This is a genomic window from Microbacterium maritypicum MF109 (assembly GCF_000455825.1).
GTDB classification, from domain to species: domain Bacteria; phylum Actinomycetota; class Actinomycetes; order Actinomycetales; family Microbacteriaceae; genus Microbacterium; species Microbacterium maritypicum_A.
This window is the reverse complement of the sequence record NZ_ATAO01000206.1, coordinates 608,276-632,914: the sequence shown is the minus strand read 5'-3', so window position 1 is coordinate 632,914 and position 24,639 is coordinate 608,276. Positions and strand designations below refer to the sequence as shown.

General features: G+C 65.9%; 18 protein-coding genes. 11 read left to right on the top strand and 7 right to left on the bottom strand.

Translation table 11 applies throughout. The features are described from left to right. Positions 1 to 30: 30 nt before the first annotated feature. Positions 31 to 651: a hypothetical protein gene (locus L687_RS37290; protein WP_167540713.1), complete on the bottom strand. Its 621-nt coding sequence runs from the start codon at positions 649 to 651 to the stop codon at positions 31 to 33. Here L687_RS37290 and L687_RS41975 point away from each other — a divergent pair. The 4 genes from L687_RS41975 (at position 650) to L687_RS37275 (ending at position 4,921) form a co-directional block, all read left to right on the top strand. Continuing rightward, positions 650 to 3,337, top strand: a complete 2,688-nt coding sequence (locus tag L687_RS41975; protein ID WP_021200951.1) for a 3'-5' exonuclease — start codon at positions 650 to 652, stop codon at positions 3,335 to 3,337. The genes L687_RS37290 and L687_RS41975 overlap by 2 nt on opposite strands. After that, positions 3,334 to 3,870, top strand: coding sequence for a hypothetical protein (locus tag L687_RS37285; protein WP_021200950.1), 537 nt, complete (start codon positions 3,334 to 3,336; stop codon positions 3,868 to 3,870). The genes L687_RS41975 and L687_RS37285 overlap by 4 nt, the downstream gene beginning before the upstream one ends. Continuing rightward, positions 3,863 to 4,543 (top strand): DUF2637 domain-containing protein, encoded by a 681-nt coding sequence (locus L687_RS37280; RefSeq protein WP_084487420.1) that lies wholly within the window; start codon positions 3,863 to 3,865, stop codon positions 4,541 to 4,543. Before L687_RS37285 ends, L687_RS37280 begins: the two co-directional genes overlap by 8 nt. Positions 4,544 to 4,666: 123 nt before the next feature. Then, on the top strand, positions 4,667 to 4,921 hold the full coding sequence (locus L687_RS37275; protein ID WP_021200948.1) for a hypothetical protein: 255 nt from the start codon (positions 4,667 to 4,669) through the stop codon (positions 4,919 to 4,921). 3 nt (positions 4,922 to 4,924) lie between these two features. Here L687_RS37275 and L687_RS37270 read toward each other — a convergent pair whose 3' ends face one another. The 5 genes from L687_RS37270 to L687_RS37245 form a co-directional block, all read right to left on the bottom strand. Next, entirely contained in the window at positions 4,925 to 5,809 is an 885-nt protein-coding gene (locus tag L687_RS37270) for a hypothetical protein (protein ID WP_021200947.1), read from the bottom strand. 459 nt (positions 5,810 to 6,268) lie between these two features. Then, positions 6,269 to 7,225 carry a hypothetical protein gene (locus L687_RS37260; protein WP_021200945.1) on the bottom strand — a complete coding sequence of 319 codons (957 nt, stop codon included), beginning with the start codon at positions 7,223 to 7,225 and terminating at the stop codon, positions 6,269 to 6,271. Continuing rightward, positions 7,222 to 8,367, bottom strand: a complete 1,146-nt coding sequence (locus tag L687_RS37255) for a hypothetical protein (protein ID WP_021200944.1) — start codon at positions 8,365 to 8,367, stop codon at positions 7,222 to 7,224. The genes L687_RS37260 and L687_RS37255 overlap by 4 nt, the downstream gene beginning before the upstream one ends. A gap of 72 nt (positions 8,368 to 8,439) precedes the next feature. Continuing rightward, the gene (gene dnaE, locus L687_RS37250; protein ID WP_021200943.1) at positions 8,440 to 13,599 is read right to left on the bottom strand and encodes a DNA polymerase III subunit alpha; all 5,160 of its coding nucleotides are present in this window, start codon (positions 13,597 to 13,599) and stop codon (positions 8,440 to 8,442) included. Positions 13,600 to 13,678: 79 nt separating this feature from the next. Further along, positions 13,679 to 16,795: an ATP-binding protein gene (locus L687_RS37245; protein ID WP_021200942.1), complete on the bottom strand. Its 3,117-nt coding sequence runs from the start codon at positions 16,793 to 16,795 to the stop codon at positions 13,679 to 13,681. A gap of 63 nt (positions 16,796 to 16,858) precedes the next feature. Between L687_RS37245 and L687_RS37240 the strand changes: the two genes are divergently transcribed. The 3 genes from L687_RS37240 to ssb all read left to right on the top strand — a co-directional run bounded on the left by L687_RS37240 (position 16,859) and on the right by ssb (position 19,241). After that, positions 16,859 to 17,923: a hypothetical protein gene (locus L687_RS37240; protein ID WP_021200941.1), complete on the top strand. Its 1,065-nt coding sequence runs from the start codon at positions 16,859 to 16,861 to the stop codon at positions 17,921 to 17,923. 22 nt (positions 17,924 to 17,945) lie between these two features. Continuing rightward, a complete protein-coding gene (locus L687_RS41970) occupies positions 17,946 to 18,533 on the top strand; it encodes an exonuclease domain-containing protein (RefSeq protein WP_021200940.1) in 588 nt (195 codons plus the stop codon). Positions 18,534 to 18,665: 132 nt separating this feature from the next. Next, positions 18,666 to 19,241 carry a single-stranded DNA-binding protein gene (ssb, locus tag L687_RS37230; RefSeq protein WP_084487418.1) on the top strand — a complete coding sequence of 192 codons (576 nt, stop codon included), beginning with the start codon at positions 18,666 to 18,668 and terminating at the stop codon, positions 19,239 to 19,241. A 183-nt stretch (positions 19,242 to 19,424) separates the two neighbouring features. On the opposite strand, the gene L687_RS43160 is transcribed toward ssb, so the two are convergent. Then, positions 19,425 to 19,988, bottom strand: a complete 564-nt coding sequence (locus L687_RS43160) for a hypothetical protein (protein ID WP_235045250.1) — start codon at positions 19,986 to 19,988, stop codon at positions 19,425 to 19,427. On the opposite strand from L687_RS43160, the gene L687_RS37220 reads away from it, so the two are divergent. The 4 genes from L687_RS37220 to L687_RS41645 all read left to right on the top strand — a co-directional run bounded on the left by L687_RS37220 (position 19,878) and on the right by L687_RS41645 (position 24,635). Beyond that, on the top strand, positions 19,878 to 20,174 hold the full coding sequence (locus L687_RS37220) for an HNH endonuclease (RefSeq protein ID WP_235045249.1): 297 nt from the start codon (positions 19,878 to 19,880) through the stop codon (positions 20,172 to 20,174). The two genes, L687_RS43160 and L687_RS37220, sit on opposite strands and share 111 nt — an antisense overlap. Before the next feature lie 308 nt (positions 20,175 to 20,482). Beyond that, positions 20,483 to 22,489: a hypothetical protein gene (locus L687_RS37215; RefSeq protein WP_021200937.1), complete on the top strand. Its 2,007-nt coding sequence runs from the start codon at positions 20,483 to 20,485 to the stop codon at positions 22,487 to 22,489. A 2-nt stretch (positions 22,490 to 22,491) separates the two neighbouring features. Next, the gene (locus L687_RS37210; protein ID WP_021200936.1) at positions 22,492 to 23,331 is read left to right on the top strand and encodes a hypothetical protein; all 840 of its coding nucleotides are present in this window, start codon (positions 22,492 to 22,494) and stop codon (positions 23,329 to 23,331) included. 479 nt (positions 23,332 to 23,810) lie between these two features. Next, positions 23,811 to 24,635, top strand: a complete 825-nt coding sequence (locus tag L687_RS41645; protein ID WP_021200934.1) for an HNH endonuclease family protein — start codon at positions 23,811 to 23,813, stop codon at positions 24,633 to 24,635. Positions 24,636 to 24,639: the final 4 nt, after the last annotated feature.

The window sequence follows — 24,639 nt, the reverse complement described above, 5'->3', positions numbered from 1 at the left end:
GTGTTTTCGCCCTAGCGACATGGGGCTGTGTCAGCTGCGCGTCTCCGATGGCGCCTCATCCTCCCGCTCGTTCGGTGCATCTGAGTTGAGTGGAGCGGATCTTGTGAGACGTTGCTTTGCTGTTTCAATCCGTGGCGCAGCGACCTCGGTCCATTTGCGCTTGATGTCGGGACCGAACTTCTTCACCACGACCACGCCACCTACGACCACGATGATCCCACCGAGGATGGCAGCCACCTTCACCCAGTCGATTTGGCCGTTCTGGGCCTGATTCTCGGCGGCGAGCTGGTCCTGGAAGGCTCTGAACGCCGACTCGGCCTCTTCCCTTCCGGCTGCGTTCTGGAGCGCCTGTTCGGTGCGGCGGGCAATGTCTACCGCCCGAGCCTCGGCGATGAGGACAGGCGTGATCTTCAGCTCGTCGAGGATCGACTCGTCGTAATACGTGGTCGACCAATCCCGGCGAGCGTATCCGCCGTAACCGTTGTCACGGTCGATGACCTTCCCGTACTTCTCACCGAACGCAGTGAGCTTCCAACCGCCGTACTCGCTTTCTTCGATCACTCCCATCGCTTCCAGCAGCCGATTCGTCACTCGGCCGTTCAGCCCGTATGCTGCGCCGATCTCAGTCGCGGATAGGCCGTACTTTCCCATGCTCACACCCCAGGTCTTGACCGTGGTTCTGATGATAGGGCCTCGGCACCCTCGCCATTCTCAGTTCCTTCCTCAAGCCGCTTCGAACCGGGTATGTGAGCAGCGCGCGGCAGATGCCGCCGAAGACCACTACCTGGGAGGTGCCGGCACCGTGCGTCCGACAGAAGAGCAGCAGTCCGCCGTCGACTTGTTCACCGCAGGCGGGAACGTCGTCGTCGAAGCCCTTGCCGGCACCGGCAAGACCGCGGCCCTCCGGTTCATGGCTGACACTGCACCCAACCGCAGGGGACTGTACGCCGCCTTCAATCGCAGCATCGCGCAAGAAGCTCAGCGGAGGTTCCAGGGCACGGGAGTCAACGCGCGGACGATGCATTCACTGGCGTATGCCGAATATGGAGTTCCAATGCGGCATCGCCTGGGGAAGCAACCACCGCTGAAGCCAACCGAGAAGGCGCAGATCCTCGGCATCACGGACAAGTACGTCCTGACTTCAGTGGAAGGTGACGGGCTGCCTGGCGCTCTTAGCCGTCAGCAGCTCGTGACCTGCGCTCAGCACACGGTCAATGCCTTCCTTCGCACGCTGGATCCAGATGTCACCGCTGACGCGGTATACCTCCCCCCGACCCTGGAACCCAAGTTGAAGCCCGCGGCAGCTGCGAAGCTCCGCGACACCATCGCGGGTTTCGCTCAGACGTACTGGCGAGACTTGCAGGACCCCAATGGACGGCTCCGCTACATTCCCGACGCCTACCTGAAGGCGTGGGCGCTGAGCAAGCCGGAGCTTCCATTCGACTACATCCTGTTCGATGAGTGCCAAGATGCTGATCCCATCATCACTGCGGTGCTTCAGGGCCAGCCGTCACAGGTCGTCGCCGTAGGCGATCGGCATCAGGCGATCTACTGCCAGCCAGCAGGAACGATGGTGGAGGTTCCAGTGCCGGATGTCCCCGCGGACGAACAGTGCCGGGTCGCGACGTGCCGGCGCCGACGCAACCACAAGACATCGAAGATGTGTCATCTGCACGAACTTGACCGGCGTGCCGGGCTTCCCATCCGTGCAATTCCGAACGGCCGCGGTCGCCGCACCCAACAAGTCCCGATCGAATCCCTTGTGCCAGGGCAGGACGTGGTCACCTATTCAAACGGGCACATCTTCAAGACGGGGCGGCCCATCTCGTCCGTCTCCGCCTTCGACTTCGATGGCGATCTGGTTGTCGTCGAAATCGGCGGAGGAACACGCTCGAAGTACGCGCCCAAGCACCATTGCGTCGTACGTGTCGGGGACGAACTTCGGGACAAGCATGTCGTATACATGATGCGGCGGGGCAGTCAGTTCCGTGTAGGACGCGTCCCGTTCACGTATGTGTCGCAGAACGGCACCTCGGGGTTGGCGGCGAGAGTCATCCAGGAGAAGGCGGACGCCGCGTGGATCCTGAGCATTCACGACGACGCGCGAAGTGCGGCCCAGCGAGAAGTTCTCGTTCAGGCTCGCTACGGCCTGCCTGGTCTCCGCTTCAACCCGCATAAGTTGGACCGGATCGACTTGAACCAGTTCTGGTCGCAGCTTGGGCCCAACTCAGATCGCGCGCAGGTCGCGCTAGAAGCTCACGGTCGCCTGATCGACTTCCCGCTCTTCACTCGGGGGCGCTACGCATTCACCTATCGCCGTCCATTCGTCACAGCAGCAGCGAATCTGATTGACGGGATGGCTGTGCTCCCCAGCGATCAGGTCCACGTCCGTCGCCAAGGCACCGACGTCGGGACGGGAGAGCATCGTGCCAACGCGGAGGCGTGGCATACGGTGAAAGTGTCCCGGGAAGCCTACAAGGGGAAGATCTACTCGCTTGAGGTCGCGGACCATCACACATATTTCGCTGATGGGATCCTGACGCACAACTCGTGGCGGGGTGCAGTGAACGCCATGGACGCCTTCGGCGGTGAGCGCACGATGCTTCGCCGCAGCTTCCGCTTCGGGCCGGCGATCGCCGAGTACGCGAACATGTGGTTGGAGGCACTCGGCGCGCCAGACGACATGCGGCTCATCGGATCCGACAAGCTCGCCACTGTCCGGCGCCGCACCCCGGGATCCGGTCGGCAGCCCGACGCGGTGCTCACCCGGACGAACGCTGCGGCGATCGAGGAGATCGTGACCGCGCAAGAGCATGGCGTGGACACGGGTATCGCCGGGGAGAAGAAGTCCCAGGAGCTGCGCAGCCTCGCTCAGGCAGCTCTCGATCTGAAGCAGCGTGGTTGGACCAGCCACCCGGAGCTGAGCGTGTTCAACACGTGGGCGGACGTGCGCGTCCACGCGGACAGCGACGACGGGGCAGACATGAAGCCGCTGGTCGATCTCGTCGACCGTGTCGGCGCCGACCAGGTTGTCGCGGCCATCGACGCCTGTGTGCCTGTCGATCAGGCGCGGACGACCGTGTCGACCGCTCACGTGGCCAAGGGGCTCGAATGGGCGCAGGTTCACATCGCCGAGGACTTCCGTGAGCCGCCGAGGAAGAAGGGCATCCAGCAGCCGATGCGTGCTGAGGAGGCCCGGCTCGCCTACGTGGCCGCCACTCGCGCGAAGCGGTTCCTGGATCCTCGCGGTCTCGAGTGGTTCCCGCGGTTCCTTGAAGCCGGTGGCACGGTCGCGGAGCCCTCGGCCGGGTATGCGGAGATGAAGGAGGCATCATGACCAAGTCCAAGGAGCTCACCGAACCGCCCGCGCTTGTCGGAGCCGAAGGGTTCCAGGAGATGACGGGCGCCGAGAGGGTCGCGATGCTGACCGCACTGCTCGACGCCATCGAGGAGCGCGCGAACTGGGAGAAGCAGGCGATCATCGAACAGCTCGCCGGCGCCACCGAGACCACCCCGATCCCGTCCCAGTACGGCAACGTGACCCTGACGATCGGCTCGCGCCCGCGTGTCATCGACCAGGAGGCGCTGCTCGCTTGGGTGAAGGAGCATGCTCCTGAGCGAGTGCGCACGGTCGAGGAAGTGGACCCGGACTACAAGGCCGCGCTGATCAAGGATCTCGCCGACATCGGAGACGGTGAGTTCGTCACCGCAACGACGGGCGAGATCGTCGACTGGGTCTCACTCGGCCCCGCTCCCGCACCGAAGGTCTCCTACCCGTCCAGCAGGCTTCAGAAGGCCACGAAGTACCGTGCACGGCGAGTCCTCGCTCAGCACCTCGGGGAGATCGCTGCGGCGGTGACCGATGCCTGAGAACAGGCCAAATCGCACCGCGCGCGTCAGCCCCGATCGGTTCTGGGTGGCGATCCTCGCCATCGTGCTGGTCACGGTCATCATGGTCGCGAGCTTCGTGTTCTCGTACGTCGCGATCATGGACTCCGGTCGGTGGGCTGGAGCGGTCGGATGGGTGCAGGCTCTCGCTCCGCTCTTCATCGACGGGGCGATCGTCACCTACACCCTCGCCCTGGCCATCTACGAGTCTCGTGGCGAGGATCGTAAGGTCCGCCGCCGGACACGGAGACGGCTCTGGGCGTACACGCTCGCGTCCGTGGTCCTCAACGCGGCACACGCAGCTGCCTTCTGGGACTGGGACTTCTCCCGCATGGAAGCATGGTTCGGCGCCCTGATCGCCGTTCTCGCCCCGCTGGCGGCACTCGGTGCTGCCGAGGAGGTCATGCACCTCGCGTTCGTGAACGCCAGCGCTCAGCAGAGCGAGGAGCTGTCGGAGGAAGTTGAGGGCGAGGCGGAGGCGACGCGCGAAAGCCTGCCCGAGACCCCGGACGAGGACTGGCGACACGTGCTCGCCACCATCGAGGAGTCCGCCGACGAATCGGCGGGCCCGCAGACATCCGAGGTGCCCGTCGTCGTCGGCGGAGCCTTCCTCGCAGAGAACGGAAAGGAGCTCCGAGATGACGAGCACTTCTGAACAGGAGATCACCCTCGCGCTGACGGAGCTCGACCTCAACGGGAGGCAGTACAAGGTCCCCCGCGCGGCTCTCGTCGCGTACCGTGAAGCGCGATCTACCCGGGGGCGTCCGTGGATCGGAACGTGCTCGCGCGCGCAGAGCAGGCCTTCCTCGGAGAGTTCACCGAGCTCGCGGACGTCGCCCGTGCGATCACCGAGCAGATCACACCTGAGGATGCGGGAGCATTCCTCGACCGGTGGCCGTTCAAGAACCACCTCGACTGGACGGCCGCTGGCGCCGACATTCCGGGGATCACCTCGTTCCTCCCCGACGGTCCCGTCACGAGCACCTCAGCGCTCATCTGCATCGACGGCCGGTTCTGGTTCGACCGTCGCTGACCGTCAGGCGTCGACCGCGCCTCGTTCGCGGAACACTTCGAGCAGCCCGTTCACATCACGGAGCAGATCTCCGGCGCGGTCACGGCTGACGTGCATGACCTTCGCCACCGCCCTCGCGGACGGTGTTTCCCCGGCGAGGACGATCTGAGACCAGACCTGCAGCGTCTGCACAACAGTCTCGGAGTGCGGTGGGTCGAACTGGCAGCGAGCGTCCCGCTCAAGCAGCTGCATCGTCGAAGCGACCTCACTCGCCGTCTCCAGGTCCTCCTCGCCGGTGTCGGCCTCGGAGACGAACCAGTCTCCGTCGGCATACGGGTCATCGGGGCGCTGTTCGACGAGCGTGCCCCGGCGCAGGTACACGCCGGTGACGTCGCCGACATCGATGATCTCGCCCTGCTTCGCCGCATTCGTCCGGTGCGCGAGCACATCGGAGTTGTACGCCTCGACGACCTCCGCCGGCGTGACCTCGCGGCCGAGCGCGGCGACCATCTCCTGCCGCTTCTTCTGCGCCGAACGGTGCCGGCGGCTGATCCCCACCATCCCCTGGGCCAGGGTGACAGCCGATGAATCGGCCCAGTCGCTGACGGCATCCTTCGCCCAGTAGTACAGGCGCGACAGGATCGGCATCCGGATGGCGTTGAACGTCTCGGGTGTCAGATCGTGCAGCTTGCGGATCAGCCCGATCGTGAGAGTGCTCGTCGCGTCTTCCCAGTCGATGCCGGAGGAAGCGTAGCGACGGGCGATCGCCCGGCCCCAGACTTCCAGCGTCTGGTCGGCGGCGAGACGCTCGATGACCTGGTTGACGCGAACGGTGCGTGCTGGCTCGGCGCTGGATGCGATGCCCTGGAGGAGGGCCCGCAGCTCCGTGTCGTTCTGTTCCGTCGCCATTGTCATTCCCCTTCGTGCATGATCGCTGGTTCCGGCAGATATGGCCACCCCGTCCAAGGGCGGGATTCCCGCGTCTGCTGCCTCGCCGCTTCGCTCAGCGCCATGCACCGACGTCCGCCGGAGCGGGCGTCGAGTAGCCACTGTAGCGGGAGGCGCGATGCCTCCGCTCTGCTGATCGGCGGCTTGCCGAGCAGAGCCAGAGAACGGTTGATCGCCCGGAACGCTCGAGCTCGCCCCCAGCCGTCCTGGTCGGCAAGCAAGCGGACCAGGGGGATCCTCAGAAGCGGGTGATAGCCGGGGGCACAGGACCGCCGGATCAGCTCCGGCACAGTCGTCTCACCCGTGTGCAGGCGAACGAGCCATTCCGCCCTCATCCGGTCAGCTTCAGCACGGCTGAGGTTCGCTGAGTTCAGACTCGGCATCGTCATGAGGTTCTCCGCTGGGGCGCGAGGCTGCGCGTCACCAGTTGTCGTCCGGTCGCGGCTGGTCAAGTTCGAGGCTGTGCGTACCGATCGTGGCGCCGGCGGTGAGTGCTGCCTGGACGCGGTTCACGCTGATCAGCGCCTTCGGGTGGTTCGCGCGGTATGTCTCCAGGACCCGGTGTGGGTCGATGGTCTTCAGCTCGCGGGCGATACGTCGCAACTGTCGGCCCATGGGCGGGTCTCCGATGTGCGAGCGCACCATGCTCTCCGCTGCGGACCAGATCGCGGTGGCCATGTACTTCATCGTGGATGTGCGGATCGCAGCCCCCGTCGTCGCAACGCGAGTGATCATCCGCATCACGACGCTGCTGGTCTCGCCATCCAAGCCGTACATGAGCCGAGACAGGACCTGCTCCGCATCCGCGCGGTCGATGACGTCGCCGCCTTCGTCAGGGGCGGAGTCGTTGATGTCGCGGTAGATACGTCGGGATGCGGTCGCGATCGCCGACCTCGAGTAGGGCCCGAGTTTGTAGAGGAGGTCGAACTGTGCCTTGGAGCCGAGCTCGACGATGTGCCGCAGTGCGCGGTCGACGTTGACGCCATCGTGCACGACGGCGAGAGGGACCTCGCCGGCCTGAGGCGGAAGAAGACCTGAGATGCCATCCGCCGAGATGGTCACGGAGCCAGTGGACTGCCCCGCTGAAGTGTCGTCGATGACCCACTCGCAGTTGGCCGACGTCTCGAGGGGGACGATGATGACGGTGCCGGTGGCCCCCTCGGGGTCGGATTCCCACTGCACCCGGTTGATGCTCGTCTTCCCTGCCCAGTCGGCCCTCGCGAACTGGGGGAGTGAGACCACCAGTCCTATCGTCGGGTACTCCGACTCCAGCAGGCGGGACGCGGCGTGACCGTTCGCGACGTGCGTGAGGGTCTGCGCGAGCGTATCGCTGGTGGGGAACAGCCCGCGGTCGTGGTCGCTGAGGTGGAGAATCACGCGCGGCCCTTCCCGCGGCGGATCCGGCCGAGGAGTCCGTTCCGGCTGTGGTCGGGCTCGGTGAACAGGTCGATCCGGCCCGTGACCCGGGACAGGATGGCGCTCAGGGCCGGAGAGACGGCGGGGTTGCTCGAATCCAGGTGACCGTCGTGGGTCATCTGCCGATACTTCTCGTCATAATCGGTGTGGCCGATCACGGACCCGAGTCCGCTGTAGATCTGGTTCAGCTGCGCCTCGTCTCGGTCCGTGTACGCGGCGTAGTGGCTGGCGAGGACCATCGTCCGCCCGGATTCGACACCGTCCTCGCGGAGTGCGCGCAGCCGCTCTTCGAGGTTCGACCGGCCGGGAGGGGAATCGTCCGTGACGGCGACGAGCCATGCGTCTGCACGAAGCAGCGGGATGAACAGATGACGCCAGAGGTCACTGGGCTCCTGCTCCATCATCTGCGTGTCGACGATGACCACATCCGCGAGCGTCCGCGCATGATCGATCACGTCGCCGTAGACCCGCGGCGAGGAGTACTTCTGGTCTGCCTGCTGAGCGCTGCGGGGCCCGAGCACGAGCCCGAAGTCGGGGGTGTTCAGGCCCTGCGCCGACCGGTACGTCGCATAGTCGCCGGGGAACATGAATGCCGCGGTCACGTCCTGCGTCGCGTGCGCGTCGTAGATCGTCGGGACGGGAGCCGACCGGGGGATGGCCATGTAGATGCGGACGTCCGGCTGGCCGCGGTTCGCGTCGACGACGATGCAGGACAGCTCTGCTTTCGCAGCCTTGTCGGCGAGGCCGAGAGCGGTTGTCGACTTGCCGCCGCCACCGCGTCCGGAGCTGACGATCACGAGTTCGCCGCGCTCTGCCCTTGAGCGCCGGTTGCCGCGACGTTCGACCGCGACCGAGGCTCCTGGGCGCCGGAACATGGCAGCGTCTGCGGGGTCGGCGCTGTCGAGGTTGGGGCGGTGATCGATCCGAATCGCCGGCTCCGTATGCGGCGAGGGCGCCGGCTCGTTTCGGTCCGCCGGCTGGCCGTTCGCTGCGGGGCGAGCGTACGGCGAAGCGATGCGTGCGGGTTCATCCGGAATGACGTCAGCGGGCGCCGTGGTGTCGTCCGCTGTCGCTGGTCGCGTGTACGGGTCTCGCATGCTCATGCGGTGTTCCTCCTGATTAGCCGCCGCTACCTGATAAGAGGCATCAGCTCGGGCATCGGTCGACAAAATGCGTCACTCCAGCTGCAGCACCAGCACGGCATCGCCGTCCCGGGAAGCGGTGTACGTGGTGGCCTGGTGTGCTGCGTGGGCCGCTTTCAGCGCGGCGAGCAGCTCTCGCTGGGAGGCTCGGTCGATGAGGGCCCCAGCGTTCGCGATCGCCGCAGACGGCGCCCACCCTGCGGAGACCGGCACTCCGGCTGTCATCCCTGGTTCGATGCTCCACACGCCCGTCGCAGGCGGTGCTTCGAGGGTCGCCACGGCGGCCGACTGCGTGGCAGACGGCACGGGCGCCTCAGCTGTGAACGGCGCAGGAGGCTCGGGTTCCGCAGGCGCCACCGGTTCATCGTCGACGAACAGCGGCGGTGAATAGACGACCGGCTCCCGCACAGCCTCCGGTGGGGCGGTGAAATCGATCCGTGGGTACGGGGAAGGCGGGAACGACCCGATGGCCGGATCGGTTACGTCGACCTTCCGGACGCTGTAGACCTGCATCTCCTTGACGCTCACCGTCTCGGAGTCGGGGTCCCGAGGGTCGGTGAGGATCTCTCGGTACCGGACCTTGCCGTGCACGGTGACGATGTCACCGACGAGCGGGCGTGTCAGAGGTGAGCGATTGTGCTCGGCAAGCTCTGAGTCCCACATCGTTCCCGGGATGGACTGGTCGATCCCGTCGATACGGAGGTTCGCCATGCGGCCCTTCGAGTACACACGCTCCGACCACGCTCCGAGAACCGCCAGGACGTGGACGATCTCGCCGGGACGGTCCGGAACCTGCTCGACCCGCACGGGCTTGCGATCGAACTGGGAAGCGCCCGATGCTCGGATCGTCACCGTGTCAACCTGGTCGGCTAGGGCAAGCAGCGGATGCTCGCCCAGGGAGACCAGCAGGCGATCGCGCTGGCGAGTGGCCCGCTCGAGGACTCCCCACTCCATCGGCGGAGGAGGGAAAGCTTCGAGCCCGGCTGCCGCTGCAGTGAGCGTCTGTCCGAGTCGAGGACCGAAGGCGTCCACCGCGCCGGAGTCGATCAGATTCCGGATGTCGTTCGACTTCACGGCTGCCGCTGTCGTCTTGTCTCCGTCAGCACGGGGGACGTTCACGAGTCGGATGATGTCGTGGAGGGACTCGAACTTCCCGGAACGCTCTCGCTCCGTGACGATCAGCCCACCGAGCGCCTTGTTCAGGCCCTTGATCTCTGACAGCCCGAACCGGATCGCGCCTGCACGCTCGGGGAACGTCTCAGCGCGAGAACGGTTCACATCTGGCGGCAGGACCTCAACGCCTTCGTCTCGCAGTGAGCGGAGGATCTGGATCCGCTTCTGGTCGCCGTCTGTCACCGCGAGGGTCGCGGCCGCGAAGTCCGTTGGCCAGTTGCCCTTCAGATAGGCGGTGACGTACGAGAGCAGCCCGTAGGTTGCCGAGTGTGCGCGGTTGAACGCGTACTCGGCGAAGCCCACGATCATGTCCCACAGCGTGACCGCCGTGGTCTCTGCGAACGCCATCTTGATGACTGCGCCGGATGCGTCCCGGATCTCTTCGACGGCGCCGGTGACGAACCGCTCGCGGGTCGCATCCATCATGTCTTTCTTCTTCTTCGAGACGGCCTTGCGGAGCTTCGAGCGCTCCGAGGCGTCCATACCCGCGACGACGGTGCCGAGCTGCATGATCTGCTCCTGGTAGCAGATCACCCCGTAGGTCTCCCCGAGGACCGTCGCGATCTGCGCCTGCTCGGCCGGGTCCGCGGTGAAGACCCGGTAGTCCACGGGCTCCTCGCCTCGCTTGCGGCGCGCGTACGTCTCGTGCATCCCGGCAGCCATCGGACCGGGCCGGAAGAGCGCGACGAGTGCGGAGACGTCGTTGAGGCTGTTCGGGGCGACGCTCATGGCGAGCTCCGTCATCGCCGGGGACTCGAGCTGGAAGATGCCGGCAGTGCGCCCCTCAGCCATGACCTTCCACGCGGCCGACATCCGTGACGCCTCAACGCCTGTGTGCGTTGCGGCTGGGTCCGGCAGCGACATCCAGTCCAGGTCTTCGCCTGTGGACTCGCGGATGTACTCCACGGCCTTGTCGACGACATCCAGGGAACGGAGTCCGAGCACGTCGACCTTGAGGAGCCCGAGCTGCTCGGCGTCGGTGCCGGACCACTGGATCACCCAGCCCCGCTTTGAGCGGCGCAGCGGCACGAGGTCGGCGAGGGGGACAGCCGACACGATGATGCCGGAAGCGTGGATGCCGTAGCCGGCAATGACGTCGTGGAACCGAGCCGCATACTCGTGGATCCGGCGGGCGTTCGAGTCGTTCTCGACCATCCGCCGATACTCAGTTGCTGCGGGCTGCTCGGGGTCCATCATCGCATCGGGCGCCATCGGCTTCGCGCTGACCAGAGGGACCAGATCGGTCATCTTCGCGCCAAGGGCATCGAGCGAGAGGATGCGCGCTGCATGCTTGATCGCGGCCTTGGTCCGGTCGACCATGAAGGTTCCAAGGAACGCGACATTCGCGCGGCCGTAGCGGTGGCCGAGGTACTCGATCACCGCGTCGCGACGCGACTCCGGGAAGTCGATGTCGAAGTCTGGCGGCTCGCTGCGTCCGAGCTCGTAGAACCTCTCGAACAGAAGACCGTTCGGGCGGGGCGGGACCTGGGTGAGGTTCAGCAGGTACGCGACCTCAGATCCGCCTCCGGATCCGCGACCGGGCCCGACGAGGATGGGCTTCTTCGGCTCACCGCCTGGGGCGACAGGACGGGTGGATCGTGCCCAGGAGATGAGGTCCTCCACGATCAGGAAGTAGTCGACCATGCCGGCGCCGGCGATGACATCGACCTCGCTGCGGACGCGGGCCTGGGTGTCCGCGTCGATCCCGCCGTAGCGGCGGTGCGCGCCGGCACGGAGCATGTGGAACAGGTACGACAGGTTGCTGTCGTGGCCAGGGGGCGTCTCGAACGACGGCATGAGGTTCCGCCAGGTCGGTAGCGTCCTCGGCGCACAGCGATCCGCGATCTGCTGGGTGGTGTCGCAAGCCTCCTGCCACCAGTCCTCGGGGCGGAGGGCGCGCATCTCCTCCTCGTTCCTCAGCCAGTAGCCCTCCCCGTGGAACGCGTACTTCGGGTTGTCGAGGGTGCTCTTCGATTGCACGAGCAGCCAGGCGGCGTGGGCGTCGGCGTCCTCAGCATGCGTGTGGTGAGAGTCGTTGGTGGCGACGATGCCGACCCCGTACTCCCTCGCGAGGGCGACCGCGTCGCTGAGGATCTCCGATTCGGAGGGGATGCCGTGCTCCATGAGCTCGACGTAGACGTTCTCCCGTCCGACCGCGCCGATGAGGGCTTCGAGGTTCTCGCAGGCGGCGTTCGCGTCCGCGGACGCGTCGATCAGCTGGTTCGTCAGCTGCGTACGCTCCTCTTCGGACAAGGCCGCTTCGGTGCCCTGCTTCGCATCGTCGTCCCGCAGCTGGGCCTCGAGCTCCGTCATCCGTTCGACCGCGGCATTCCGGCGGCTAAGCGGGCCGAGGACCGGCCCACCGAGGCATCCAGTGAGGACGATCAGGCCTTCTGCGTGCTGAGCCAGCAGTTCGAAGTCGATCCGGGGCTTCTGCCAGATGGACTCCTGCGCGAGGTTGTTCAGCCGGACGAGATTCGTCCAGCCTGCGGGCGTCGCGGCGAGCACGGTGAGGTGCATGTACCGTCGAGCCTTCCGGCCATCCGCTCCGCTGCGCTGCTCCTCGCCGCGCTCTTCGCCATCGGTCGCAGTGTCCTCGTCGGGCCGGGCCCCGTCCTCGTCGGCGCTGTTGTCGTCAGAGTCGACCCACAGCACGTTCCGGTCGAACCGGCTGCCGATCGCGAGGTAGAACTCGCAGTTGTGCAGGACGAAGTCGGAGACGTAGGAGTTGTCGTCCTGGACCTCGAAGTTGTAGACGTCGTCATCGAGATCGAATCGCTCGATCGCGCGTATGGGACGGTACACGAAGTTCTCGTCGTCGAACGTCCGCCGGTATGCGGCGCCCTCTCGGTAGCTGACTGCGTAGATGGGGCGCTTTCCGGCGGGGTGGGATTCCGAGATGCCCAGGAAGAGTGCGCGGTCGGTCAGGAGCGTGCGGAGCCCCCAGGCCAGATCGCGCGAAGTTGTCCGGAACTGCCCCCTCCGTCCGGAGTCGTCAGGCACCGCACTCCGGCCGTCACCGTCGACCAGACCCTCGACGAAGCTCTCCCGAACGGGTTCGGGCGCCTGGAGAATCTGGGCTGGGACGCGCTTGCTGTCTGCTCCAGACCCGATGAGCGAGTCCATCACGTGGGCGAGCGGGAGGAGCGCTACGTCGACGACGAGAGAGTTCGTCCTACGCTCGCGAATCTGAACCCGGCCACCCAACGACTCAGCGAACTTCGCCACTCGTTGCGCATAGGCGGTCTCGTCACGGTGAAGGTCGAATGTCATCCGCCCGGTCAGGCGGCCGTCGCGATGGCGGCCGAATGAACCCTCCGCGGCAAACAGACCCATGTAGTACGCGAACTCGTGATCGATATCCAGGACCGCAGGGAACTTCTTCCATCGGACCCGCCGGTTGCGAACAGATGAGCGCTTCCCGAGCACGCTGCCGATGAAAGACCATCGTTCGCCCGCCGGCAGGTAGTCCGATACCTGGAGAATTTGGGTGGCGGACTGCAGTTTCGGCAGACATACGTACGACATCCAGGACTCGCTGCCACCGTGCCGATTCGCGCGCCCGGCGGCGATCTCGCCCGGCTTCAGCCACTCCGTGTTCCCGTGATTATCGCGAATCAGGATCGGGTGCTCATCCGTGAGGATCAGCGGCCTGGAGTACCTGTCGGCCAGATGGATCCGGTAGGCGTGGCCTCGGTGGCGTCGTGTCATGGTCCGAAGCACCGGGCGGAACCGCCCGCGATGGGTGAGAACCTGATCGCCGGCAGTGATTTCCTCAACGGGCTTGATGCCCCGGTCGGTGATGATTTCCTGCCCGGCGAGTAGGCATCCGGCGATGTACTTCACTCCGGTGGCGTCTGCGCGCTGCTGCGCCGCCCAGCACGCTGCGAGGTTCCCATGATCGGTTGTCGCCACGGCGGTCTGTCCGAGCGATGCGATGTGCGGGAACAGGTCGCTGACTCGAGTCAGGCCATCGAGGGCGCTGTACTCGGTGTGGACGTGCAGATGGGCGAAAGCCACGGCGTCTCCTTCCGGAAGATGCGTTCACAGAGCGCATACCCGGTGCTGGACGCGTCGTGTCCTCAGACGGTCATCGTCGTCATTCTCCGGTGGCTTCAGGGTCCTCCATGGACAGCAGTTTGCTCAGCAGGACGGGGACCCCCAGAGCGCGCATGGTCGCCTGGTCCTCACCGGAACCACGCAGTCGGGCGCGGGCCTGGATGTCTCGGGAGCCGTTCTGCTTCCACTCCTTCGAGACGAATGCTCCGCCGTCCTCGGTCCACACCTGCCGCCACGTGTCCGTGGCACGCTGCCCCTGAGGGATGAGATCCGGGAAGTGCCGGGCGGCGAGGTTGAACGCGGTCTGAGAGGAGAACAGCGCGATGAGCTCGTCCCCGTCCTTCGCACGGCCGAGGTAGCCGATCTGCTCACCCTGTGGCTCCCACGAGTCGATCCGCGGGTTCATTCGCCAGCCGACGGAACGGTTGAGCCAGTCGGCGTTCTCCCCGGACTCTACCGGACGTGCGCCGGAGATGGTCGGGTGTGCGAGGTGCGCCTTCCCGGATTCGAGAAGGTCACGCAGCGCCGCCATGAGCCGGTGAACGATCGTGTCCGCCCGGGCGTTGCTGACGTCGATCCGTGCGCGACGGACGATGGAGGTCCGAAGCCTCTTCGTGTCGCTGAACGGGTGGAGGACGGGGTCGTCATGCTTCATACCCGCCCACTTCCCGAGCGCGAGCAGGACGTCGAGTGTGAAAAGGATGTCAGCCCAAGTGCGGGCCTGGCGCGACGCGACTCCGCCCGGGGCGCCTTCCTCTTCGAACCGTCGCTCCAGGTCTTCCGCGACCTCCTCGATGCTGTTGTGAGCAAGGTCGTGCAGGTCAGCCCAGGTTCGGAGCCCCTCCAGCGGGATGTCGTCCCGCAGGGCGAGGTCGGTCTCGTTGATGTCGACGTTGAGCCAGAACCGGATCATGGCAGCCGTGAGCCGGGACAGCGGCTGGTCGTCACTTCGAGTCAACTTCTCGAGGTGCTTCGCGCGTGCAGAGTCGGTGTCCCCGGCGACGAGGTTGATGTTGATCAGCCTCTGACGGATCGACGGGGTGGTCTGACCGTTTTCGGCAGTGAACACCTGGACGGCGCGCGGCAGCTGCACTGCCCTCTGATCGCCGTCGGCGGTTCCTCGACGGCGGCCGCCTCCGTTGGTCTTCGCGCGGATGATGTTCTCGATCGCCTTCGCCTGGTTCTCCTGCTCACGACGGCTTGCCGTCGGGGCGATGTCGTCGATGAAGAAGATCGGGGTACGGCTGACGCTGTGCTCCAGCGCCGCGAAGGTGTCATTGCCGCTGCCGGGGAGGCTGTTCTCGGTGAAGACCCGACCGGGTGCGGCGACGAAGTTGGCGATGAACGACGCCAGGTAGCTCTTGCCCGCGCCCGAACCGCCCGAGACATAGAGATTGCAGACGTTCTGCGCCGGCGCTGTCGCCCGGAGGCCGACGGCGACGGCGATCGGCCCGATCGTAGGGTCCTTCCACGGCGATTCGACGACGAAGGCGCGGACCACGGTCTCGATGTCCGCGCGGATCTGAGCCTTCCAGCCGTCCAGATCCTCGGCTTCCAAGTGCTCCCAGTACGTGTCGACGACACCGAAGCGCGAGGCGCCGTCGAGGACCTCGTTGGTCACCCCGGGGAAGTTGCTCGCCTCGTCGCTACGCGTGCGGCCGAGCACCTGGTTTCCGATGATGTACACGGGCCAGCCGCTGCTCGTCGGTACGTAGCCCATCACGTCCCACGTGTCGGCACGTTCCGTCTCGTCGGCACGGAAGGCCTTGATGGCCTCACGGAATCCGTCCGCTTCCGCTCCCTTGCGAGGAGGGAACCGAGGCAGAGCAGCGACATCGTCGGGGATGTGCGCGTTCGCGCGGTTCCAGTCCGTGGGGCTCGTCAGAAGGAGATCACTCGTGCCTGTGATCTCCGCGGAGCGCTCGGCCCCATCGGCGTCTCGCCAGTTGATCTCGATGACGCACTGGCCCTTTTTCGCCGAGCGGATGACGTTCTGCGGCGTCGCCTTGCCCGTCGTCGGGGTGATCTCGCTGATGGCGTGCAGCGAGCTGATGCGCTTGACGCGACCGCCATACGGCAGCCGTGGCTCCCAGATGACCGCAGTATCGCCGGTCGCGTCGGTGCGCTTGACGCACTCCTCCACGGACAGCCCGTCATCGGTGACGCGGAAGTCGCCCGGCCGGTATCCGCCAGCGCCCTTGGTACGTTCAGGCGCCACTGGAAGGCCGGACTCGAGCAACTGCTCGAGGTCCTTCCATGTGCCGACGTGCGAAAGGTAATCGTCGATGCCGACCTTGCCGTCGTACCCGGAGGTGAGAGCGTCCTTCTCAGCGGATGCACCGCCGAGGTCGAGCAGCTTCGGCGCACCCTTCCTGGTGAGGATGAACTCCCACATGCGCTCCGTCTGATCCCAGACGGCACGGTTCGTTCGCAGGTCGCCGTCGAAGGCGAGCCAGACATCACGATTCGTGAGCCGTACCGAGTTCCATTCCGGCTGCTTGTGCCAGTTCCCGACGCCGACGAGAGACATGACGGTGACCCACTCGCGCCGAGGGAGGGACGTCATCAGCGCCTGCAGTGCGAGGCGGGCCTCGTGCTGAGTGCCCTCAGCGATCGCGCTCAGGGCATCCCGGTCGATTCCGGCGTCGAGCAGCTTCGCGCTGAGCGCCGCGTCCCCCTTCATGCAGCCCTCGGTGATCAGCACCGTCGGGGACTCAGTCAACCACTCGAGTGGTGTGGCGGGGTTGACGTCGAGCACCGAGTCGTGGCCGGCGAGGAGCTCGTACTTCGGCGCCTTCTTCGTCTTCGCGTTCATGAGCGGGCGAGCAGGACGGACCTGGGTGCAGGCGCTGTCAGCGGTCGTCTGCCGTGACGCGACGGCAGCGAGGGAGTACCAGGGCAGCACGAGGAAGTCGTTCGCGTCCTGGGTCATCGTTGTCAGCCGTCGGGTGAGCGCCCTCTTCTGTGTTTCCTCGGCGTACGCGAGCGACGCGATGCTCTTGGCTCCCTCCGCATCCTCGACCGTCGAGTACCCGCGGGACTGCGCGACCAAGGGAGCGACCTGGGAGTCCGCCAGCTTGATGGCACCGGACCCGAACACCTTCAGGGAGGCATAGTCCTCCGGGGTCCAACGGCTGACCTTCTTCTTGTTCGCCATGACCATCGAATACCCGGTCTCCGAGAAGTCCGAGTTCCGGGTGTAGCCGGGCGTGCTCTGAGCATGGTTTCGATCGATGCGAACGGCGACATCCACGACGGCCGCGGCCAGTACGCGGGACACATCCGCACCGGACCGGCGGGGTCGCTGTCCGAAGCAGACCGCGCGGATATCCAGCTCCTCCTCGACCGGCGTCGACAGTTGCAGGACCGTGGGTACCTCCCGGCGGTCGCCACATGGTCGACGTCGACGAGCGCACGCTCGGCGGAGGGCATCGAGGAGTGGCACGAGCAGGCGAGGCGGAACGCCAGCGTCGGCTCCGGGTATCCGCTGATGCCAGACGACTACATGCCGGGGCAGCAGAGGAAGGCTCGAGGGCGGTCCATCGGCGGGAACCTTCGGGTCCCGCGGCAACTGTACGAAGGCGGCGGTCTCGCACTCCGCATGTATGACGTGAGCACGGTCCGTCAGTTCGCCGCCGAGAACGGCGGCACCTTCGAGATGCCCATCGAGCTCGAGGGGCAGGCAGGGAACTCCATCATCGGGCACGTGCGCGTGACGAAGAACGGTCCGGGCCAGTGGTCCGTCGAGCCCCTGGGCTTCCCGGCGAACGTCTCGTGGCGGGCATCGGAAGCCGTCACCAGCATCCTCGAGTCCCGGCGTCCCGCCCATGCCCTTCGAGAGGCTGGAGACCTCCTTGAGCGGCACAAGCAGCGTCTGGCGAAGGCAGGCGCAACCATGGAGACCGACAGGCTGAACTCCTCGTGGGTCCGCGGTGTCGGATACAACCGGGCGTCCGAGGAGATGATCATCCAGCTCGGCGATCGAACATACGGATACCGAGTCGATGAGTCGATCTACCGTGCCGTTCGCGAGTCGTCGTCCGTCGGGGGCCAGTACAACGCGCTCGTCAAGCACAACGCGGCGCGCGTTCCCGTCGAGCAGTGCGGCGACTGCCGACGGTGGTTCAACGCCGACCGCGGGCACCAGTGCCGACGGCACACGGCACCCACCACGGTGGTGACCCCGTACGACGCTCTGGTCCGCGCGCACGTGGCTGTTGAAGCCGGCGAAGCATCCTTCGACGAACTGCTCTCCGCACGCGAGCTCTACAACGCGCGGGCGTGAGATTACCGGGTATTTGAGGCCCATGACAGAGCGCAAGCATGGGCCAGCAGCCTACGTCTGGACGGACTACGAGACCACCGGACTCGACGAGAGGCATGATCATCTGCTGGAGGTGGCGTTCATCGTCACCGACAAGGAGCTCCGCGAGATCGACCGCCGTTCATCGCTGATCCAGACCACCGATGAGGCCTGGGAGCAATTGAACTCGAACGAGTACGTCAAGCGCATGCACCACGAGAGCGGTCTCTGGTACGAACTTGCTCTGAAAGGGTGGGATGCGCCCACGCTCGGATGGGTCGACCGGAACACCAGCGCGTGGCTGTCCGCGCTGGCAACTCCCGGCGAGACGTTGAGGATGGCAGGCGGGGGAGTAGCGAACTTCGACTGGCCATGGACGAAGCTCCACCTCCCGGAGGTAGCCGCACTGCTGCACTACCGGCCGCTGGACATCTCGATCGTCGCCCAGGCATTCAAGGACGCCACGGGCTCGACAGCGATGAGCAAGCTCCATAACGGCGGCGCGAAAGCGCACCGGGCACTTGCGGACATCGAAGAGGACCTCGGGGTCGCCCGTACTGCGTGGGATCTGCTTCGCAGGATCCCCGTGTGAAGCATTCCCGTCCAGACCGGGTATGTGCATGGCAGAGGCCGCATCCCCGCGGCGTCTGACCCTCCACAAACCGAGTGGACGGGTGGTCGCAAGGAGAAAGGGAACCCACGGGTTCCCAGAACGGAACTAGAGATGAACGAGACGAACGTGACGGTCGTGGGGAATGTGACGGCGGATCCGGAGCTGCGCTACACGCAGAACGGCATCCCCGTGGCGAACTTCACCGTCGCCTCGACGGAGAGGGTGTTCGACCGCGAGGCGAACGCGATGAAGGACGGAGACACGATCTTCTACCGCGTGGCCGCATGGCGCGAGCTCGGTGAGCACGTCGCCAACTCGCTGGCCAAGGGGCAGCAGGTTATCGTGTACGGCAAGCTCAAGCACAAGCCGTATCAGACACGGGAGGGCCAGACGGCGTACTCGCTGGAGATCGAGCCGACTGCGATCGGTCCCAGCCTGCAGTTCGGCACCACGGTCTTCACCAAAAGCGCGCCGAAGGGGCAGCAGGCAGCTCAGCCGCCTGCTGGCATGGCTCAGCCGGTCCAGCCGGCGGCACCTGCGCTGACGGCTCCGGTCGTGGCGACACAGCCTCAGGCCGTTCCGCAGCAGCAGTACGTCCCCCAGGCAGCTCCGGTTCCCCAGGGTGCCCCTGTCCCGCAGGCGGTACCCGCCGGCGGTGTCGAGGCCATGTCGGACGACCTGTTCTGACCGACTGAGCGAAGCCCCGGAATCCCCGACGGTTCCGGGGCTTCGTCGCGTCAAGTCCACATACACGGGCGCGCCGGGCGTGTGCGGTACATGACGACCGATCGACACGGAAACCAGCATCGCGGCGAGGGGCCCGGGGGTGGGCAGTTCGCCGGACGAGAGCGCGCGGAAGCCGAAGGCACGCTAGGGCCCGCCGCAGAGCGTGTGCATCGCCGGCCCCTGAGCATCGCCATTCTCGAGCGTCGCGACCCAGAGGGCGGGTTCGATGTCGCACTCGACGCGCCGACGGGACGCATCTACCTGCACAACGGGCAGAAGCACCGTGAGAACGGTCCAGCCTACGAGGGCATCGATGGCGAGCAGCAGTGGTGGCAGGACGGCGTTCTCCACCGCGAGGACGGACCCGCCGTGATCCACGATGACGGCGTCGAGGAAACGTGGGTCCGCGGGGAACCCATCGCGATCTGACGCGAGGTGTTCGCAGGGCTGGACTGTATGTTGCCGGTCGACCCATGGATCCTCGCCGCCGTCGTCGCTCTTGCGGTCCTGACCGTCGTAGTCCTCCTCGCTCTTGCGGTCCTGACCGTCGTAGTCCTCATCGCTCGTCGACGACCTGGCGCGCGCGACGAGCGGCGCATGTACACAGCCTTGGAACGCGCGCAGGGGTTCGGGCGGGCCGCCCAACAGTGTGAGTACGACCGCTGGTTGCTCTGGCGATGCACCCGAACGGCGCAGCACGGCGACCACTTCTATCCCTGGTCCAGAGGTGGCGCGACGAGCATGCGCAACTTCGTCGCAGCCTGTGGGCGGTGCAACACCAGCAAGGGCGCGAGGATCCCGACATCGACGCAGCGGCTCCGGATCGAGCGCAGACGGAGGAAGTACTTCCCGGCGGGCACACCCGTCGGTGTCGGTGAGTGGGTGAGGGCATGAGCGAGAGCACGGGAAGCAACGCGAGCAGCGGAAGCTCGAAGAACAACGGGACAGACGACGAGTCGTCGACGATCGGCGCTTCCCCGGGCAATCCCTCCGCGGACGCCTCGAAGCCAGGTCGTGAAATGCGAGCTAGGACGCACGGAGCAACCGGCGGGTCAGCTGCGCGGAAGCACGCGGACGAGCAGATGAGGCGACGGCGCGAGCAGTCGCGGTCGTCCTCCTCGAAGGCATCCGATGGCGATTCCGAGGGGTCGAGCAGCGGGCCTGGACGTTCGGGACGTGCGGGGTCAGGAATCGGCGGCACGGTGGGAGCAGCGGGCGGAGCGAAGGCCGCCGGAACGACGAGCAAGCTCGGCGCCGGCTTGGCGAAGAACGCCGCCGGTGCGGCCATCAGCAAGATCGGTGGCGCGAAGGGCGCGAAGCCCTCCGGCGATGATGCCGGTTCGGAGGGCAAGCAGGCGCTCAAGGACGTTGCTGCTGGAGCCGCTCAGGGGGCGCTTCAAGGCGCCGCGGGTGGTGTGGCCGGTGCAGCAGCAGGCGCCGCCAAGGGAGCCGCAGTCAGTGCGGTCCGCAACCGGACGACCCGACGAGTGATCATCGGTCTCGCCCTGGTCATCGTTGCAGTCATGGTCGGAGTGCTGACCCTTCCGATGATGCTCGGTGGTGCGCTGGTTTCCGCCCTCGGCGGGTCGCAGGAGCAAGGCACCACCCGTTCGGTGGAGCAGTCCGAAGACGAGAACGTCCGGCCAGGCGAAGCGCGCCAGATCGGTGACGAGCATCAGCTGCCCTGGTACTTGGTGGCCAGCATCCAGGCACAGAAGAAGGAAGGGAAGTCGGTCGACGAGTGGTCGGCCGCAGTCGCTCGCGAGCTGGACAAGGTCGACAAGGAGAGGCGTCATCGGGACCTTCGCACGGGAGGACTCGCATACTCGGACAAGAGCTATCTCGTGATCCCGGCCGCGGACACAGACCCCCGTCATCAGGCAGCCGAGCAGGTCCGGGAGGTGCACCTTCAGGCGCTTCAGGGCGCCGGCTTCACCGAGGGGGAGGCCGGACAGATCTACGACCGAGCCCTCTCATGGGCTCTTGGCGAGGACCAGTGCACCAGCGGCGGTGGAGACTCTGGTCAGATCGTGGGTGACGAGTGGGTCTACGGCGGGGAGACCTACACGAAGGAGCAGGTCGCGATCATACGGACGATCATCGGGATCGCCAAAACGATGCAGCCCGGCAAGGAGGAAGAGGCTGCGATCATCGGGCTGATCACCGCCAGGGTAGAAAGCAGATTCCAGAACTACGCCAACGACGGAGTCGTCACAGACCTGGACCGCTCGAACACGCCTGCCAGTCAGCTGGAGCACTACAGCAAGCTCGAGTACTCGCTCACCCTGCCGCATGACGCTGTCGGCACGGACCACTCCAGCGTCGGAATCGTCCAGCAGCAGGTGATCGGAGGATCATGGGGCACGGTCGGGGAGTCCGACTGGAAGACCGATATCGAAGGGGTGATCAAGCGCCTGATGAACCCGGCGTTCTCGATCGCACGGTTCTACGAGGCGATGGGCAAGATCGCTGGATGGGACACGAAGCCACCAGGTGACGTCGCCCAGGACGTCCAGGTCTCCGCGTTCCCGGACAAGTATGAGAAGCAGATCGAGCTCGCCAAGGCAATCTGGCAGCATTTCGGCGCCGACACCCCGGCTCTTGCCCTGCCTGATGGGATCGGCGGGATCGGGTCACCGGAGATCGACGACAAGCCGGCTGGCTGCCGCGGTGGAACCGGTGACGGCACCGTGCCCACCGGAACGGATCAGGAGCTCGCACAGGAGATCATGGCGGCGGCCGCCGCCGGGAAAGTGCTCTGGTGGGAACCGGCCGCTCGAGACCAGATCGGCGCGTACGCGAACGGCGAGAAGATCTCCCCTGCATGCACCCTCGACACCGGCGTCCTCCAAGCGCTCGTCATGGCGACACGGATGTACGACGTGTACTCCATCAACTCCCTCAACCGCCGCTGCGTGGACGATCACGCCGGCACAGGCACCGCGAGCTACCACTGGAAAGGGAAAGCGATCGACTTCGGGCACTTCAACGGCATCCAAGTCACCGGCTCTGACCCCGAGAGCATCCGCTTCATCCTCGCGTTCGACAAGGTCGCGCCCAGGGACTCCGGCGTTGGTCAGCTCGACTGCCGTGGGTGGCAGAAGATCACGACGATGCGCGAGTTCAAGGACACATGCCACCACCTGCACATCGAGATCGGGCTGAGCAGCACCACGCTCGGCGACACTCCCGCGAAGCCGGAAGGATGACCATGGTCAACAATCGAGTCCTCAGGAACATCCTCGCGGCGGCGGTGGCACTCGGCGCCTCCATGGCGCTGTCGAGCTGCTTCGCGCCGGCACCCGAGCGCACCGAGACACCAGCACCCACCGTGACAGCAGCGCCGAGGCCAGAACCCGCACCGGGGAAGACAGAAGCACCGTTCGATCCGGCCGGCGTCGTTGCCGGAGAGTTCGCCCCTCTCGAGCTGCCTCCCGAGATCCCTCACGGGCTGCTGACAGGACCCATCGATCCGGAATGGCTGCAGCCCGATCAGCCCGAGATGGCCGAGATGTTCATGGTGACGATGGCCAACCATTCCTCGCCGGACGTCTTCCCCTCCGTCGCCGTGTCGATCGACAGCATCAGCGAGAACCTCCCATTGGGTCCCGAACGCGATCTGGTGACCGCATGGACCGGCGCGGAACCAGGTGCACCGGCCGCCGCCCCGGACGTCTACGCCATTCAGAAGGTCGTGCTCCGCATCCGCGAATTCGCCCGGAGCGGGACAGGGGACATCACAGCCTTCGAACCGCTCCAGTCGATCAGATTCCTGAACTTCGCAGGCGAGAGCGTCGAAGCCTACCCCGGAGATGGGCAGTTCGGGTGCTCGGCCCTGGCGACACCGTTCGCTGAGCACGGGCTGGAGACGAACGAGACCGTCCAGCTGTGCGTGTACGTCGCGGCGAGCCCCGCGACGTTCAACCGAAGCGAATGGGTGACGTCCATCATCACCGACAACAGGCCGGAAGCGATCGTCGGGACATGGGGTAGCGGATCGAACACCCTCGTGGTGACAGACAAGCGTCCCGAACGACCTGACGGCGAGTAGACGCCGCGCCGGGTATGTGACCTGCATGGCACCTCGCAAGCCCGCACCCCCGAAGACGTTTCAGCACAGCCTCGACGCCCCAGAGCCCTGCCAGGCTGCTCAGGTCGCGCAGCTCGTCATGCGGCGTCTGAAGGTGGGCACGTGGGGTCAGGTCGTGGAACTCGCCACTCGCGAGGACATCCGATTGCTCGTTCGCCTCACGCCGGAGCAACAGGCCCTACTCGACCGGTACTCTTTCATCTTGCCGTTCCTGAGGGTGAAGCCGACCATCACCGTGGCAGCCTGCGCCGCATGCGGAAGGTACGGATTCACTGGACCAGCTAGTTTGCCCACACGGTGCTACTTCACGCACCGATGCGAGGGGAAACTCGTCCGGGCACGGTCAACCGCCGCGGCTGCGGCGAAGGACGCCGCATGACCACACGGTGGCGGGGACTGGGTATGTGGCGGGCATGAGAGGACCAAAGCGCAGCATCTCCATGGAGCAGATCGTTACGAGGCTCGCTGCCTTCGCGGCCGTCATCGCGGTCGCGATCGTCGTCGCCGTGCAGTCGCCCCGGTGGTGGCCAGCCGTTGCCGAACTCCTGGGTATCACCACCACGGAGATCGTCGAGCAAGTGCCCGGTGACGACTGGAACATGCCGCTCCCTGACGCCACGGTTCCTGAGAACGTGCCAACGGTCGAGGAAGCGTCGGAGGCGGTGCAGGCCGCGTGGGAGAAGGCGCAGCGGGGAGACATCCTTCCTGTCGACGTCCCCGGACTGAGCGGAGTCCTCGACTCCCTGCAGCCGCAGAGCACATCGAGGATTCCGGACTATGACCGAGACCTCTTCGGGACGAGCTGGTTCGACGTCGACGGGAACCTCTGCGACACGCGCAACGACGTCCTTCAGCGCGACATGCGAGACATCCGCCTCGCTGCCGACCAGTGCAAGGTGATGACAGGTGTCCTCGACGATCCGTACACGGGGAGCGCGATCAGTTTCGTGCGAGGTGAACAGTCCTCTCAGGCGGTCCAGATCGACCACATCATTCCCCTCTCGTACGCATGGAAGCACGGAGCTTGGTCGTGGGATGACTCTGCAAGGCTGGCGTTCGCCAACGACCCGGCCAACCTCCTTGCCGTCGACGGTCCAACAAACAACGGCAAGGGTGACAAGGGCCCCGCTCGCTGGATGCCGCCGAACGAGTCGTACCGATGCGTCTACGCGACGAAGTTCGTCACCGTTGCCGCAACCTACGAACTCCAGATCAGTGAAGACGACCGCCAGTCGCTGGCGGCGACCATCGCCTCTTGCAGCTGAGCCC

Coding starts and splice junctions, on each gene's coding strand:
- L687_RS41975 (WP_021200951.1), top strand. CDS start 650: ATGCTCACACCCCAGGTCTTGACCGTGGTTCTGATGATAGGGCCTCGG.
- L687_RS37290 (WP_167540713.1), bottom strand. CDS start 651: ATGGGAAAGTACGGCCTATCCGCGACTGAGATCGGCGCAGCATACGGG.
- L687_RS37285 (WP_021200950.1), top strand. CDS start 3,334: ATGACCAAGTCCAAGGAGCTCACCGAACCGCCCGCGCTTGTCGGAGCC.
- L687_RS37280 (WP_084487420.1), top strand. CDS start 3,863: ATGCCTGAGAACAGGCCAAATCGCACCGCGCGCGTCAGCCCCGATCGG.
- L687_RS37270 (WP_021200947.1), bottom strand. CDS start 5,809: ATGGCGACGGAACAGAACGACACGGAGCTGCGGGCCCTCCTCCAGGGC.
- L687_RS37255 (WP_021200944.1), bottom strand. CDS start 8,367: ATGAGCATGCGAGACCCGTACACGCGACCAGCGACAGCGGACGACACC.
- L687_RS37245 (WP_021200942.1), bottom strand. CDS start 16,795: ATGGCGAACAAGAAGAAGGTCAGCCGTTGGACCCCGGAGGACTATGCC.
- L687_RS37240 (WP_021200941.1), top strand. CDS start 16,859: ATGGTTTCGATCGATGCGAACGGCGACATCCACGACGGCCGCGGCCAG.
- L687_RS41970 (WP_021200940.1), top strand. CDS start 17,946: ATGACAGAGCGCAAGCATGGGCCAGCAGCCTACGTCTGGACGGACTAC.
- ssb (WP_084487418.1), top strand. CDS start 18,666: ATGAACGAGACGAACGTGACGGTCGTGGGGAATGTGACGGCGGATCCG.
- L687_RS37220 (WP_235045249.1), top strand. CDS start 19,878: ATGTACACAGCCTTGGAACGCGCGCAGGGGTTCGGGCGGGCCGCCCAA.
- L687_RS37210 (WP_021200936.1), top strand. CDS start 22,492: ATGGTCAACAATCGAGTCCTCAGGAACATCCTCGCGGCGGCGGTGGCA.
- L687_RS41645 (WP_021200934.1), top strand. CDS start 23,811: ATGGAGCAGATCGTTACGAGGCTCGCTGCCTTCGCGGCCGTCATCGCG.